Consider the following 14,831-nt stretch of genomic DNA (forward strand, 5'->3'; position numbering starts at 1 on the left):
GCGGCGCCGCACTAGAAGCGCATCGTCGCGACGAGCTCCGCCGAGCGCGACGGACCGAGCAGCCATTGCTCGCCGGCGTTCGACGTCGTCACCGCGTACGTGCGGTTCGCGAGATTGCGCAGATACAGCGCCAGCTCGGTGCGCGACGTCGGCCGCCACCGCAGCGACGCATCGAACACCGTGTACGACGGCACCTTCAGGCGGTTCGCATCGTCGCCGTACGTCGCGCCGACATAACGCACGCCCGCGTTCGCCTGCCAGCACTCGGCGAACGCCCAGCCGAGCCACAGGTTCGCCGTCTGCCGCGGCACGTTGGACGGCACGTTGCCGGCCCGTGACACCGTCGCGCCGCCAGCTACCTGGTTGAATTCGTCGTAGCGTGCATGCAGCAGCGCGACGTTCGCATCGATCGTCCAGCCGTGCGGCAACCGCGCGCCGCCCGTCAGCTCGACGCCGCGCGACGATTGCCGGCCGACCTGGTGGCGCAGCGCGGGATTGACCGGATCGGTGCTGAGCAGGTTGCGCTTCGTGATGTCGTACACGGCGAACGTCCAGTATGCGCGGCCGTCGAACAGCGTCTGCTTGAGGCCCGCTTCCCACTGTTCGCCGGTCGCGAGCCGGTAGTTCGCCTGCGACGCGGACAGCGTCACGAGCGAGCCGAGGCCCTCCGCGCCGGTCGTGTACTGCGCATACGCGCTGAGTGTCGGCGCGACCTCCAACACGAAGCCCGTGCGCCAGCCGACGTTCGCGAAACGTTTGTCGAAGCCCGCGCCGGTCGCCGCCTGCTCGCGGCTGAACGCGATGTGGTCGTATCGCAGGCCGCTCACCCACGCGAGCCGCGGCAGCACTTCGAGCCGGTTCTCGGCGAACACCGCGGCCTGCCGCGCACGCGTGCCGAACTGCGGCACCGTCGGGTCGGGGCTCGCGAACACGCCGGGGTCGAAGCCGTGCGCCGCTACCGTCGATTCGCCGCCGTACGGCGAATTGTTGATGCCGTCGAACGTGATCTGGCTGAACTCCGTGCCGACGACGAAGCGGTTCGCGCGGCCGAACAGCGTGCCGTCGAAGCGCGCGCTCAGCCGGTCGCCGATCTGCTGCTGATGGTGACCGATGTCGAGATAGTCGCCGCGCGTCACAAGCCCGGTCGCAGGGTCCAGTGCATACGATTCGGCGTTGCGCCAGTGGCGGTTCGAAGTCAGGTAGTAAAGCTGGTTGTCGATCGTCACGCCGGCCGTGGGCCGGTAGCGGGCCGACAGGCGTGTCCACTGGTCGTAGTACGCGATCGTCGCATCGCCGACGTTGTAGTTGAGCTTGCGCAGCGATGGATCGAGCACGCCGTTCGGCGCGGGCACGCCGTAGTACGTCGCAGGCATCTGGCGGCCGTAATCGTAGTCGAGCGTCAGCGTGAGTTGCGGGCTCACGTCGAATCTCAACGCACCGCCGACCGCCGTCGTATGCGTGTCGGCCCGCTCGGCAAGACCGTTGGCACGCGCATCGCTCGCGTAGAAGCGGTACGACAGCCGCGGGCCGAGCGCGCCCGTCATATCGAACGCGACGCGCTTCGCGCCGTCGGGGCCGACGCCGACCTGCAGCGTCGTCTCGCGCGTGCGCTGCGGCCGCTTCGGCACGACGTTCACGACGCCGCCGATCGCCCCTTCGCCGTACAGCACCGACGCCGGGCCGCGCAACACCTCGATGCGCTCGACCGACCACGTATCGAACGGAAACGTGATCGTGCCGGCGGCCGGCATCAGCCGCACGCCGTCGAGCAGCGTCATCACCGATTCCTGTCCGCTGAAGCCGCGCACGCTCAACGCGGTGCCGCCGTTGCCGGGCGCCATCGCGCTCGAGAATCCCGCCGTGCGCGTAACCGCATCGAGCACCGTGCGATCGCCGCGCGCTTCGATCGTGTCGGCCGTGACCGTCTCGACGCTCGCCGGCGTATCGAGGCTTGCCAGCCCGAGCCGCGAACCCGTTTCGAGCGGCTGCGTCAGCGGGTCGGCCTGCGCCGGGCGCGCGGTCACGCTGATCGCCGGCAACGCGTGCCGGTCGTCCGGTGCGGGGGCTACCGCTTCGGCAGCCAATGCGCCGGAGGTCGCCATCGCGCAACCCAGCAGGGTCGTGCAGCCGCGCGCCGCGCGTGCGCGCCAGGCGCCGGTGTTCCGGCGCGACGCAGCATGGTGCCGCCCCCCGCACGCCAGGTTGTTTCTGGATTTCGTCACGTCGTATCGATCTTCGTTTGGTGTCGTCGCCGGCGAGGTTGCCCGGCACGGCCGGCCGACGACGAAAACGTCAGATGATACAATATATCAATTTGCTTCGTCAGGATTTTGTCAGCTTGGGCCTGCGTCCGGCAGGATCACCACCTTGCCCTTCACCTGCCGGTTCGCCATCCGCGCGATCGCGTCGGCCGCGCCGGCCAGCGACACGCGCTCGGTGATCGCGGGCCGCACCTTGCCGGCCGCGAACCATTCGGCAAGCAGGTGCATGTTCGCGACATGCTGCGCGGGGTTGCGGCGCACCGCGTCGCCCCAGAACACGCCGAGAATGTCGCGCTCCTTGAGCAGCGCCAGGTTCAGCGCGATCTTCGGGATCTCGCCGGCCGCGAAACCGACCACGAGGAACCGGCCGTGCCACGCGGTCGCGCGCAGCGCCGCCTCGCTGTATGCGCCGCCCACCGGATCGTAGACGACGTCGGCGCCGCGTCCGCCGGTCAGCTCGTCGACGCGGCGGCGCAGGTCTTCGGTCGAATAGTCGATCGTCTCGTCGGCGCCCGCCGCGCGGCACAGCGCCAGCTTGTCCGCACTCGACGCCGCCGCGATCACGCGCGCGCCGAGCGCCTTCGCGATCTCGATCGCGGCGAGCCCGACGCCGCCCGCCGCGCCCAGCACGAGCAGCGTCTCGCCTTGTTGCAGGCACGCGCGCTGCTGCAATGCGTGCAGCGACGTGCCGTAGGCGAGCACGAGCGCCGCGCCCTGCTCGAACGTCATGCCCGGCGGCAGCGCGGCGATCTGGTGCACGTCGGCCACGCACTGTTGCGCGAACCCGCCGTGCCCGGTGAACGCGACGACCGAATCGCCGGGCCGCCACGCGCTCACGCCTTCGCCGACTGCATCGATCACGCCGGCAAACTCGGCGCCCGGCGAGAACGGCAGCGCCGGCTTCACCTGATACAGCCCCTGGACGATCAGCGCATCGGGGAAATTGAGCGACGCCGCCTTCACCTGAATCCGGACCTGGCCCGCAGCCGGTTCGGGAATCGCGACGTCCTCGATGCGCAAGCGGTCGATCGGGCCGAATGCGGTACACAACAGGGCTTTCATGCTCTCCTCTCTCCTTGCGCGGCGTGGCCGGGCATCGGTACGGTCTGCGGGATACGCCCGCACGGCCGGTTCACGACGAATACGCGGCGGCCGGCAGGCCGGCATCCGCTACATCTTCAGCATTCCGGAATGTCGTCACGACAACGTTCAGAACCACGCGTCGTGCATGTCGAGCGTCGTCGTGTCGACGCTCGACAGCAGATCGAACTGCGCATCCACCTTCGGCAATTCCCAGCGGAAAAAGTATCGGGCCGCCGCACGCTTGCCGTCGTGGAAATCGCCGTCATGCCCGTGCGCGGCGAGCGTCACGTCGAGCCACAGCCAAGCGACGACGAGATGGCCGAACGCTTCGAGATAGACGCTCGCATTCGCGAGTCGCGTCTGCGGATCGCCGATCGCGCCCAGCTGCCGAGTGACGTCGCACAGCCGCGCCCAGCGCTGCGCCAGCGCATCGGCCTGCTCACGTGTGCGGGCATCCAGCGCCCGCGCGCGTTCGACGGTCGCGCGGATCCGCGCGTCCAGCGCACGCAGCAAGGCGCCGTCGTCCTGCGCGACCTTGCGGCCCAGCAGATCGAGTGCCTGGATCCCGTGCGTGCCTTCGTGAATCGGATTGAGGCGATTGTCGCGATAGAGCCGCTCGACCGCGTAGTCGCGCGTGTAGCCGTAGCCGCCGTGCACCTGGATCGCGAGATCGTTCGCGGCGAGGCACCACTGCGACGGCCAGCTTTTCGCGATCGGCGTCAGGATGTCGAGCAGACGCGCGGCATTGGCGCGCACCGCCGCATCTTCATGCGCGCGCCCTTCGTCGACCAGCTTCGCGCAGTACAGGATCAGCGCGAGGCCGCCTTCGACATAGGCCTTCTGCGCAAGCAGCATGCGCCGCACGTCCGGATGCGCGACGATCGGCGCCTGCGGCGCCGCGGCATCCTTGCCGGCCGGCCCGAGCGGACGCCCCTGCGGCCGGTTGCGCGCGTAGTCGAGCGCGTGCAGATACCCCGTGTAGCCGAGCGCCACCGCACCCGCGCCGACACCGATGCGCGCCTCGTTCATCATGTGGAACATATACGCGAGGCCGTGGTTCGGCTCGCCGACCAGATAGCCGATCGCGCCCGCGCGCCCTTGCGGACGATAGCGCGTGCCTTCGCCGAAATTCAGCAGGCAGTTGGTCGTACCGCGATAGCCCATCTTGTGGTTCAGGCCGGCGAGCACGACGTCGTTGCGTTCGCCGGCTGCGCCGCCGTCGGTTCCCGGCAGGTACTTGGGCACGATGAACAGCGAGATGCCGCGCGTGCCGGGCTGCAAGCGGCCGTGCTCGTCGGGAATCTTCGCGAGCACGAGGTGGACGATGTTCTCCGCCAGCTCGTGTTCGCCGCCGGAAATCCACATCTTGTTGCCGGTCAGCCGGTAGCGCGGGCCGAGCGGCGAATCACGTTCGAAATCCGCACGCGTCGCGATGTCGGACAGCGACGAACCGGCTTGCGGCTCCGACAGGCACATCGTGCCGAGGAAACGCCCTTCCAGTTCCGGGCGCGCGAACGCGTCGATCTGTGCGGCGCTACCGTGCGCGATGAGCAGGTTCGCGTTCGCGACGGTCAGGAACGGATAGGCGGCGGTCGCGATGTTCGCGGCCTGGAAGAACAGGAACGATGCGGCTTCGATCAGCTTCGGCAACCGCATGCCGCCGAGCGCTTCGTCGTGGCCGGCGGCGATCAGCCCGGCGTCCGCAAACGCTCGCACGGCCGGTTCGACTTCCGGGATCAGCGTCACGCGCTCGCCGTCGAAATGCGGCTCCTCGCGGTCGCCGCGCGCCGCGTGCGGCGCGAACAGATCCTCGGCGATCCGCGCGCTGGTATCGAGTACCGCATCGAAGGTCTCGCGGCTGTGCTCCGCATGGCGCGGCAGCGCGACGAGCGCTCCGGCATCGAGCCAGTCGTACAACAGGAACGCGAGGTCGCGTCGCGACATCAACAGGCTCATCGTGCCGTCTCCCGGGTGCCGGCCTTGTCAGCCGAATGAATGGATCCGCGATTGCAAGTGCTGGCAGGAATTTAGCACGACCGTTCGCAAACGACAACGACAGGCGCGCGACTCCGCGTACCCGGGATGAGCCGATCGTTCAAGGATCGAGCATGCGGGCCGCACGATGCGGCCCGGCCTCGGGTATTGCGTCAACCAGCCTGCGGCTTCGCGAGCTGATCGGCGACAGGCAGGCTGCGGATGCGCGTGCCGGTCGCCGCGAAAATCGCGTTGGTCAGCGCCGGCGCGACGGGCGGCAGGCCCGGCTCGCCGACGCCGCCGAGCGGCGTCGCGAAGTCGTCCGGCGCGACGAGATGCACGCGGATTTCGCGCGGCGCCTCGTTCATTCTCAGCACCTGGAAGCCGTTGAAGTTGCTCTGTTCAGGATGCCCGTCCTTGAACGTGATCTCGCCGTGCAGCGCAATGCCGAGCCCCATCACCACCGCCCCCTCGAGCTGCGAGCGCACGCGCTCCGGATTGACCTGCGGCCCGCAGTCGATCGCGATGTCGACGCGCGGCACCGAGATCTTGCCGTCCGCACCGACCTGCACCTCGCACACCGCGGCCGTGTACGACACGAAGCTGCGATGCGCGGCTATCCCGAGCCCGTGCCCCTTCGGCAGCTTGCGTCCCCAGCCGGCTTCGCGCGCGACCGTCTCGACCACGCGCCGCAGCCGCCCGGTGTCGACCGGATACAGCGCGGGATCCTCGCCGTAGTTCACGTTCTTCACCGTGATGTGCGGCTCGAAACGCCGTGCGGGCCCGATCAGCTCGAGCAGGAAATCCTTCGGGTCGCGGCCGGCCGCGTGTGCGAGCTCCGACACGAAGCTCTGGACTCCGAACGCATGCGGAATGTTGTAGACCGAGCGGAACCAGCCGATCCGCGTGTGCGCTTGCGCGGCCGGATTCTCGATCCGCACGTTCGGAATCGCGAACGGCAGATCCGCGATCCCTTGCGCGAGCTCGCCCGGCTGCTCGTGCACGACGCCGGCCCTGAACGTCGACTGGATCGACGGCGCGACCGTGCGATGCTGCCACGCGACCACGTTCCCCGACGCATCGATCCCGCCGTCGAATGCTTCGAGCGACACCGCGTGGAAATAGTCGTGCGCGATGTCGTCCTCGCGCGTGAACGTCAGCTTGACCGGCGCGCCGACCGCCTTCGACAGCAATGCCGCCTCCACCACGTAGTCCGGTTTCGACTTGCGGCCGAAACCGCCGCCGAGCAGCGTCACGTTGACCGTCACGTGCTCCGTCGGCAGCCCGAGCGCCTTCGCGATCTCGTCGCGCGTGGTCTGCGGCGCCTGCGTGCAGGTCCATACTTCGCAGCGGCCGTCCGCCACCCGCGCGACGGCCGCGGGCGGCTCCATCGTCGCGTGCGCGAGATGCGGGATGTAGTACGTCGCGCGCACGCGTTTCGCGGCACCGGCGAGCGCCGTGGCCGCGTCGCCGTCGTTGCGGATCACGTCGCCCGGCTGCGCGGCGGCCGCTTCGAGCGTCTTGCGATACGCGGCCGAGTCGTAGTTCGCGTTGGGTCCGTGCTTCCAGTCGATCTTCAATTGCGCACGCGCCTGGATGGCCGTCCACGTGTCGCGCGCGACGACGGCTACGCCGCCGAGCGGCTGGAAGCCGGACGGCAGCGCCGTCGACGCGAGCTGCACGACCTTGACGATGCCCGGCAGCTTCTCCGCGGCCGAGGCGTCGAACGACGCCACCGTGTCGCCATAGGCCGGCGGTCGCGCGACGACCGCATACAGCATGTCGTCGAGCCGCGTGTCGATCCCGTAGTGCGCACGGCCGCCGACGATGTCGCGGCCGTCGATCAATGCGGTTTTGCCCTTGCCGATATAGCGGAATTCGGCCGGCGCCTTCAGCATCACGGTGGCGGGATCCGGCACCGGCAGCGCGGCCGCTTTCGCCGCGAGCTCGCCGAAGCCGAGCTTGCGTCCGCTCTTCGTATCGACGACCTCGTGCACCGTCACCTTGACCTGACGCGCGTCGACGCCCCACGCCATCGCGGCAGCCTGCTCGAGCATCGTGCGCGCGGCCGCGCCCGCGCGGCGCAGCGCGGCGAAGCTCTGGCGCAGGCTGCGCGAGCCGTCGGTGTTCTGGTTGCCGTAGCGCGGCTCGTCGCCGACTGCCTGCGCGACCTTCACGCGCGCCCAGTCCGCGCCGAGTTCGTCGGCCACCACGAGCGCGACGCTCGTGCGCACGCCCTGCCCCATCTCGGAGCGGATGCAGGTCACGGTGACAGTGCCGTCCGGTGCGATCGCAACGAACAGGTGCGGATCGTCGCGCAACCCGTGCGGCATCCCCGCGCCGCCGTATTGCGGATTCGCGCTGACGGGCGGCTGCACCGGCGCGGCCGCGCGCGCGAGCGACGGCACGCCGAACGCGAGCAGCAGCCCGCCGGATGCGAAGCCGAGCAGCAGCGCGCGGCGGCTTTCGTTGCGGACGGAGAGTTCGGGTGCGCTCATGCGGCACCTCCGCGGCGCACGGCCAGCCGGATCGCCGCGCGGATGCGCGTATAGGTGCCGCAGCGGCAGATGTTGCCGGACATCGCATCGTCGATGTCGGCGTCGCTCGGATGCGGATTCGTCTTCAGCAGCGACGCGGCCTGCATGATCTGCCCGGACTGGCAGTAGCCGCATTGCGCGACGTTCAGTTCCTGCCATGCCTGCTGCAGCGGATGCGTCAGGTCCGTCGACAATCCCTCGATCGTCGTCACGCGTTTGCCGGAAGCGGCCGCGACGAGTGTGATGCACGAACGGATCGCGACACCGTCGAGATGCACGGTGCACGCGCCGCACAGCGCCATGCCGCAGCCGAACTTGGTACCGGTGTGGCCGAGGACATCGCGCAGATACCACAGCAACGGCATGTCGGGATTGCCGTCGAAATGCTGTTCGCTACCGTTGACGGTCAGCATGATCATCGTTCACCTCCTGGTTGCGACACCCGCGTCGGACAGGCATCGAGTGGGGATTCGAACGGCGCGGCGCACATTCCGAACAACCAGGCAGGCGTGGCGCCGTTTCGTGGATCGTGTCGCCTGCAGACACGATCGGGCCGATGCCGCAAACGAGGCTGTCGTCCGGTTGCCTTCGCAACCTTTCGATGACATCCCGGTCAACCGCTCGTCCGCATGGATCGCCGATCGCATTATCGAACCATTTCGAATTTGCCGTCGGATCGAGACGATTCGAGAGTTTTAGGCAATCGGGAAGGAAGTTCAGCCGGGAAAGGGATGTTGCGACGGGTCATGCCTGTCGGTGATGTCGCCCGTGGCTTGCGTGCCGGCGTCTCGATGCACGGCGGAAGGCGATTCTTTCTCGTTCCCGCACGCCGCCCGATGCGATCAACGGGCCGACGAACGGGAAATGGTCGATCGCGAAATCGCGCAAATGCAAAGGTCCGGCCGGCCTCCCGGCCGGACCGGACCTTCGCACGACCACATCGAACGGTTCGGACGCTACCGCGCGATCACGTTCATCGCGACCTCAACGCCTGCAACCCCAGCGTGAGCGCGTTATACGGCATTTCCGCGGCGCCCATCGAAAAACTCGTCGTCTTCGCGGTTGCCCCCGGCGTACGCATCAGCGCGTGAACGATCCGCTCGCTCGCATGCCCGTCGCCATACGGATTGCTCGCGCGCGACATTTCCTCGTATGCCCTTTCGTTGTCGAACAGTCGCGACGCCTCCCAGACAATCCGCTCCTGATTGGTGCCGACGAGCCGCGCGGTGCCGGCCTGGATCGCTTCGGGCCGCTCGGTCGTGTCGCGCGTGACAAGCACCGGCTTGCCCAGCGCCGGCCCTTCCTCCTGAATGCCGCCCGAATCGGTGATGATGAAATGTGCGCGCGACATCAGGAATACGAACGACAGATATTCCTGCGGCTCGATCAGGTAAATGTTCCGCGCACCGCCGAGCAGCGCGCGCGCCGGCTCCCGCACGTTCGGATTCATATGCAGCGGATAGACGAACTGCGCATCGCGATAGCGGTTCGCGAGCGTGCGCAACGCCTCGCAGAAATGCCGGAACGGCTCGCCGAAGCTCTCGCGGCGATGGCCGGTGATCAGCACGACGCGACGCGACGGTTCGAGGAACGGAAAACTCGCGGCAACCTTTTCCGTCAGCTCGGCATTGTGGTCCAGCATGCGCTTGACCTCGTGCAACGCATCGATCACGGTGTTGCCGGTCAGCACGACCGCGCCCCCCGGCACGCCCTCGCTGAGCAGGTTGTCGCGCGCCTTCCCGGTCGGCGCGAAATGCCACGACGATACCGCGTCGGTCACACGGCGATTCAGTTCCTCCGGCCACGGCGACCAGATGTCCCCGCTGCGCAAACCGGCCTCCACGTGCCCGACCGGCAAGTAGCGGTAGAACGCCGCGAGACTGACCGCAAGTGTGGTCGTCGTATCGCCGTGCACCAGCACGACGTCCGGACGCAATTCGTCGAAGACCACGCCGATCGCCTGAAGAATACCGGTCGTCACTTCGGTCAGCGTCTGACTTTGACGCATCAGGTCGAGATCGTAGTCGGGCTTGATGTCGAACAACGTCAGCACCTGATCGAGCATTTCCCGATGCTGCGCGGTCACGCATACCTTGACGTCGACATCCGTCTGCGCCTTCAGCGCGCGCACCAGCGGCGCCATTTTGATGGCCTCCGGCCGAGTCCCGAACACAAGCAAGATCTTTTTCATCGTTGTCCTCGTTTAGCCACCTCGCGCCGAATGACCCTGCTCGTGGCGCGAAGCATGTATTCAGGCGGCGCCTCCCGGACTCGCACGCGATCAACGCGTAGCGACGTCGCGGGGCGAGCGCGCCGTCCTGTCCGCGCGGTCTCCGCCACGCGAATCGTCGTACTACCGGCGTCCCGTTGCACTTGATCGGTCACGCCTCAACCACTACAGCAATAATCAAACCAACCGCCCTGCGGCCGGGTCGCGTTCGTTCGACGCACGCGGCGCACATGCCGCGCGTGCGGAATGTTTCACAACTGCTACGAGCGTCGCATCGCCCGGCGAGCACGGCATGGATAAACATCCGGTCGGTCGTACGATCCATCCGGCGACGTCGTCCGATAAATAACGAATTCATGTCGAGCGCCCATTGCGCCCCGGACCTCGCGCATCTTTCGAAGTGCTTTGCGCCGCCTCGATTCGAAACTTTTGTCTGTGCAGTGTGCGGCGTGCAATCGACCGCTCGGCCACTGTCGTGCACGAAAGATTTCCCGACATGCGGCGGCATTCGCGCCGCATGAGTCCGCGGGAGCGAAATGTTGCGAATGTGTAACGCAAATCCGGAACCGGCGGTTACATCCGAGTCCGGTCCAGTCGGCGCTCGCGGCAACCGGCACCGCCCCGGCTTCCCGTCCTCTGCATATGCAGCGAATAGCGCGTGATGCACCGACCGCGCAAAGCCGCCCCCGGCAAGGTGGCACCGGTTCGGCAGACAAATCGCACGCCGCATGGCGCGTGCGGGCCGCGACGTCGACCGCGTGCCGTCGCACCGCTTGCGCACAAGCTGATACGCCGGTGAATCAAAACCCGCCGCCGCCGCCCGGTCCGCATTCGCAGCCCGCCCTCCCGCCCCTTGCTGCACGGTGCATCGCGGCCGATGGCTCACGCCTTGCTTAATACCGGACAGGTGTGTCCCGAAGTACTCGCACGACAGCGGACAGACGGAGGCGCCGAAGCAACGAAACCGGGAGGCGACGCGACGCGTCCGCCCGGGGCGAAAGACAGCCGCCCCTGCGCGACGAACGTGCGGTCGTTTCCCGTCGAGATCCGCGCGATCCGCGGGCCGCCTTCAAGCGCTCATGCGACGAACCGGCTCGTGAGCGCGAATAGCGGCACCAGCCTCAAGTTCACCAGCACCAGGGTGCACTGAGCCACAACGTCGACACGCTCGCCGGGCGCGACGCGGCCAACGCCGCACCCGGCGACGATTGCGAAGGACCACCGCGCAGGAGCCCCCGATCATGAACCGGCCCGCGCTTTTCCCGGCTGCACGCGCATGCGTGACGGCCGCCGCCCGGCTGCGCCGCCTGTGGCACGTCGCCTGCTGTGTCGCCGCGTGCGGCTTCGCGCTGCACGCGAGCGCCGCCGAGCTCCTGCTCAACGGGCTGTACCAACGCCCCGACGGAGCGATCACCGTACGCCTGAACGGCGCCGGCATCGATCCTTATTTTGCGGCGAAGGCGCTGCTCGCCGCCTCCGATGCGCGACTCGACGCGCATCAGGCCGCACTCGCATGGATCGCCTGGCTGTTGCCGCGTCAGCGTCCGGACGGCGGCTTCGATCGCTACTGTGTGCAGAACAGCCAGTACAGCCCGTGCGCCGAAGCGGACACCGACGACGCGATGATGGCGACCTGGATCGAACTGCTCGCCCGTTTCGCACCGCCCGACGGCATGCCCGCTGCATGGGAACTCAGCCTGAGCCGCGCAGGCGCGCATCTGGACACCCTGCTCGACAAGCCTGCCGGCGTCTATCAGATCTCGTCGTCGCAGCACGTCGCGCTGCTGATGGACAACGTCGAGGTACACAGCGCGTTCCGGGCGCTCGCGGCGTACTACGCCCGGCGCGCCGACTACATGCACGCGGGCCCGTGGAGCCAGCGCGCCGACCAGCTCGCGTCGGCGATCCTGAAGGTGTTCTGGCTCGGCACTCAATCCGGTTTTCGCGCAAGCACGCAGCGAGTCGGCGGTACGAGCTTTTATCCGGCGAAAGTCGCGCAGATCTTCCCGCTCCTTTCAGATATTCAGGTTCCCGAACAATCGAGCGAGACGATTTATGTGCAATGGATGAGGAAGTACGGCAGGACGTGGCAGCAACTCGCCGGCACCGATTATCCGTGGGGCTTGATCGCACTGGTCGCGTTCAAGATGAACGACTGGAGCACGGTCGCCTGCTGGCATGCGCGATCCGGCCCGTACCGTCACGGTGCGCACTGGAACGTACTGGAGGAATCGCTTTATCTGGCCTTCGAAAGCCGGATGGCGGAGCCCGTCACACCTGCTCAATGCGGATTCACGACGGCGGCGGCAACGGCAACCGCGTCGCACTGATGCAAGGGTGCGCGGTCCATGATGATCAAAAGGGAAGGAGACGTGTAATGTGTGGCATCGTCGGCGCGGTCGCGCAACGGGACATCGTCCCGATTCTGATTGAAGGTTTGCGTCGCCTCGAATATCGCGGCTACGATTCATGCGGCGTCGCAACGGTCGTCGACGGCCAGGCGCGCCGCGAACGCAGCATGTCGCGCGTCGCCGATCTCGACGCACACGTGCGCAGCACCGGCCTGACCGGCAGCACCGGCATCGCGCACACCCGCTGGGCGACGCATGGCGCACCGGCAACCTGCAACGCGCATCCGATTTTCTCGCGCGACGAAATCGCGCTCGTACACAACGGCATCATCGAGAACCACGAAACGTTGCGCAAGCAACTTTCCGACAAGCACTACGAGTTCGACGGCCAGACCGACACCGAGGTCGTCGCTCACCTGATCCACAGCAAGTATCGCGGCGACCTGCTCGCCGCCGTGCGCGATGCGACGTCGCAGCTTCACGGCGCCTATGCGATCGCGGTGTTCAGCAAACACGAGCCGCAGCGGCTGATCGGCGCGCGGGCCGGCTCCCCGCTCGTCGTCGGCGTGAAGGACGGCGAGTGCTTTCTCGCGTCCGACGCGCTCGCGCTCGCCGGCATCACCGACCGCTTCATTTTTCTCGAGGAAGGCGACGTCGTCGAGTTGACGGCAGGCGGCGTGCGCGTGCTCGATCGCAGCGGCGCGCCGGTCGAGCGCGCGATACAAACCGTTTCCTCCGCGCAAGGCGTGGTCGAACTCGGGTCGTACCGGCATTTCATGCAGAAGGAGATTTTCGAACAGCCGCAGGCGGTGGCCGCGACCATCCCGGATGCGGGGCTGTTCGATCCGGCCGTATTCGGCCCTGACGCCGCGCGGGCGTTCGGGCAGATCGACAACGTGCTGATTCTCGCGTGCGGCACGAGTCACTATTCCGGCCTGACCGCGCGCCGCTGGCTCGAAACGATCGCGCGCGTGCCCGCGCAGGTCGAAATCGCGAGCGAATACCGTTACAGCGACGCGCTCGCCACACCGAACACGCTGGTCGTGAGCGTGTCGCAATCCGGCGAGACCGCCGACACGCTCGCCGCGCTCAAGTACGCGCAGGCGCTCGGCCATATCGACACGCTGGCGATCTGCAACGTGCCGACCAGCGCAATGATGCGTCAGACGGGCCTGCGGTTCCTGACGCGGGCCGGCCCGGAAATCGGCGTCGCGTCGACCAAGGCGTTCACGACGCAGCTCGTCGCGCTGTTCATTCTCGCCGTGACGCTCGGGCGGCTGCGAGGTTATGTCGACGACGCGCAGCTCGCACGCTACACCATGCAGTTGCGGCGGCTGCCCGATGCGCTCGACGACGTGCTCAGGCTGGAGCCGCAGATCGAGCGCTGGGCGGCGGAATTCGCGCAGCACGAGAATGCGCTGTTTCTCGGGCGTGGGCTGCATTACCCGATCGCGCTCGAGGGCGCGCTGAAGCTGAAGGAGATTTCGTATATCCACGCGGAAGCGTATCCCGCGGGCGAGCTGAAGCACGGGCCGCTGGCGCTCGTCACCCATACGATGCCCGTCGCGACGATCGCGCCGAACGATGCGCTGCTCGAGAAGCTGAAGTCGAACATGCAGGAAGTGAGGGCGCGCGGCGGGCAGCTTTATGTGTTCGCCGATGCCGATACGCGGATCGACAACAGCGAGGGTGTGTCGGTGTTGAGGATGCCGGATTACTACGGGCTGTTGTCGCCGATTCTTCATGTGGTGCCGTTGCAGTTGCTTGCGTATCACGCGGCGTGTTTGCGTGGGGCGGATATCGACAAGCCGAGGAACCTGGCGAAATCGGTGACGGTGGAGTGATGGGGTTGTGTAACACGGGGCGGGACCGCGATGGTCTTCAAGGGATCTGACTGGCCCGCCCTGCACGATTCGAGCGTGTGACGTACGACTTAGATGGCCGAACAAGTCGAGTTGGACCTATCCGTCATTTCGTGGGCGGGCATATCACGAGGGGTAAAGGTCATGGATATGCCAATGAAGAAGAAACGGCAACCTGTAGCGCGTCGGGCAGCGGCCCGCGGGCCGCTGCCTAAACTGCCACAGGAACTGCTGGACCAGTTGGTCAAGGGGCCGATGACGCCGGCCGAGGTGCAGGACCTGATGTTGGCGTTCAACAAGGCGGTCATCGAACGTGCGATGGGCGCCGAGATGAATCTGCATCTGGGCTACCCGCCGGGTCAACCTAAGCCGGCCGGCCAAGCCAACGAGCGCAACGGCGCCAGCGGTAAAACGGTCATCACCGATCGTGGCCCGGTCCGAGTCGACGTTCCCCGTGATCACGACGGCAGCGTCGAACCAATCCTGATTCCCAAGCACGAGCGCCGCTTCACCGGATACTTTGATCTACGTCG

General features: G+C 67.2%; 8 protein-coding genes and 1 pseudogene. 3 read left to right on the forward strand and 6 right to left on the reverse strand.

All coding sequences use genetic code 11. The annotated features are described in order from the left end of the window. Window positions 1–11: 11 nt before the first annotated feature. The 6 genes from ACPUER_RS15465 to wecB all read right to left on the reverse strand — a co-directional run bounded on the left by ACPUER_RS15465 (window position 12) and on the right by wecB (window position 10,046). Window positions 12–2,102: a TonB-dependent receptor gene (locus ACPUER_RS15465; RefSeq protein WP_425131524.1), complete on the reverse strand. Its 2,091-nt coding sequence runs from the start codon at window positions 2,100–2,102 to the stop codon at window positions 12–14. Window positions 2,103–2,333: 231 nt separating this feature from the next. Then, a complete protein-coding gene (locus ACPUER_RS15470) occupies window positions 2,334–3,323 on the reverse strand; it encodes an NADPH:quinone oxidoreductase family protein (protein ID WP_425131509.1) in 990 nt (329 codons plus the stop codon). A gap of 147 nt (window positions 3,324–3,470) precedes the next feature. Beyond that, window positions 3,471–5,300 (reverse strand): acyl-CoA dehydrogenase, encoded by a 1,830-nt coding sequence (locus ACPUER_RS15475; protein WP_425131510.1) that lies wholly within the window; start codon window positions 5,298–5,300, stop codon window positions 3,471–3,473. Between the two features lie 191 nt (window positions 5,301–5,491). Further along, window positions 5,492–7,816 carry a molybdopterin cofactor-binding domain-containing protein gene (locus ACPUER_RS15480; protein ID WP_425131511.1) on the reverse strand — a complete coding sequence of 775 codons (2,325 nt, stop codon included), beginning with the start codon at window positions 7,814–7,816 and terminating at the stop codon, window positions 5,492–5,494. Continuing rightward, window positions 7,813–8,274 carry a (2Fe-2S)-binding protein gene (locus ACPUER_RS15485; protein ID WP_425131512.1) on the reverse strand — a complete coding sequence of 154 codons (462 nt, stop codon included), beginning with the start codon at window positions 8,272–8,274 and terminating at the stop codon, window positions 7,813–7,815. The genes ACPUER_RS15480 and ACPUER_RS15485 overlap by 4 nt, the downstream gene beginning before the upstream one ends. Window positions 8,275–8,828: 554 nt before the next feature. Next, window positions 8,829–10,046, reverse strand: a complete 1,218-nt coding sequence (gene wecB / locus ACPUER_RS15490) for a non-hydrolyzing UDP-N-acetylglucosamine 2-epimerase (RefSeq protein ID WP_425131513.1) — start codon at window positions 10,044–10,046, stop codon at window positions 8,829–8,831. Window positions 10,047–11,326: 1,280 nt separating this feature from the next. Between wecB and ACPUER_RS15495 the strand changes: the two genes are divergently transcribed. The 3 genes and pseudogenes from ACPUER_RS15495 to ACPUER_RS15505 all read left to right on the forward strand — a co-directional run. Beyond that, window positions 11,327–12,415: a hypothetical protein gene (locus ACPUER_RS15495; RefSeq protein WP_425131514.1), complete on the forward strand. Its 1,089-nt coding sequence runs from the start codon at window positions 11,327–11,329 to the stop codon at window positions 12,413–12,415. Window positions 12,416–12,462: 47 nt separating this feature from the next. Continuing rightward, the gene (gene glmS, locus ACPUER_RS15500; protein WP_175963892.1) at window positions 12,463–14,280 is read left to right on the forward strand and encodes a glutamine--fructose-6-phosphate transaminase (isomerizing); all 1,818 of its coding nucleotides are present in this window, start codon (window positions 12,463–12,465) and stop codon (window positions 14,278–14,280) included. Window positions 14,281–14,454: 174 nt separating this feature from the next. Next, window positions 14,455–14,817: pseudogene (locus tag ACPUER_RS15505) on the forward strand (transposase); the annotation flags it as partial. Window positions 14,818–14,831: the final 14 nt, after the last annotated feature.

Origin of the sequence: Burkholderia sp. DN3021, assembly GCF_049805555.1 — a bacterium.
GTDB lineage: Bacteria > Pseudomonadota > Gammaproteobacteria > Burkholderiales > Burkholderiaceae > Burkholderia > Burkholderia pyrrocinia_C.

Excerpts from the sequence above, each read along its gene's own strand:
- ACPUER_RS15465 (WP_425131524.1), bottom strand. The coding sequence starts at position 2,102 with ATGGCGACCTCCGGCGCATTGGCTGCCGAAGCGGTAGCCCCCGCACCG.
- ACPUER_RS15470 (WP_425131509.1), bottom strand. The coding sequence starts at position 3,323 with ATGAAAGCCCTGTTGTGTACCGCATTCGGCCCGATCGACCGCTTGCGC.
- ACPUER_RS15475 (WP_425131510.1), bottom strand. The coding sequence starts at position 5,300 with ATGAGCCTGTTGATGTCGCGACGCGACCTCGCGTTCCTGTTGTACGAC.
- ACPUER_RS15480 (WP_425131511.1), bottom strand. The coding sequence starts at position 7,816 with ATGAGCGCACCCGAACTCTCCGTCCGCAACGAAAGCCGCCGCGCGCTG.
- ACPUER_RS15485 (WP_425131512.1), bottom strand. The coding sequence starts at position 8,274 with ATGATCATGCTGACCGTCAACGGTAGCGAACAGCATTTCGACGGCAAT.
- wecB (WP_425131513.1), bottom strand. The coding sequence starts at position 10,046 with ATGAAAAAGATCTTGCTTGTGTTCGGGACTCGGCCGGAGGCCATCAAA.
- ACPUER_RS15495 (WP_425131514.1), top strand. The coding sequence starts at position 11,327 with ATGAACCGGCCCGCGCTTTTCCCGGCTGCACGCGCATGCGTGACGGCC.
- glmS (WP_175963892.1), top strand. The coding sequence starts at position 12,463 with ATGTGTGGCATCGTCGGCGCGGTCGCGCAACGGGACATCGTCCCGATT.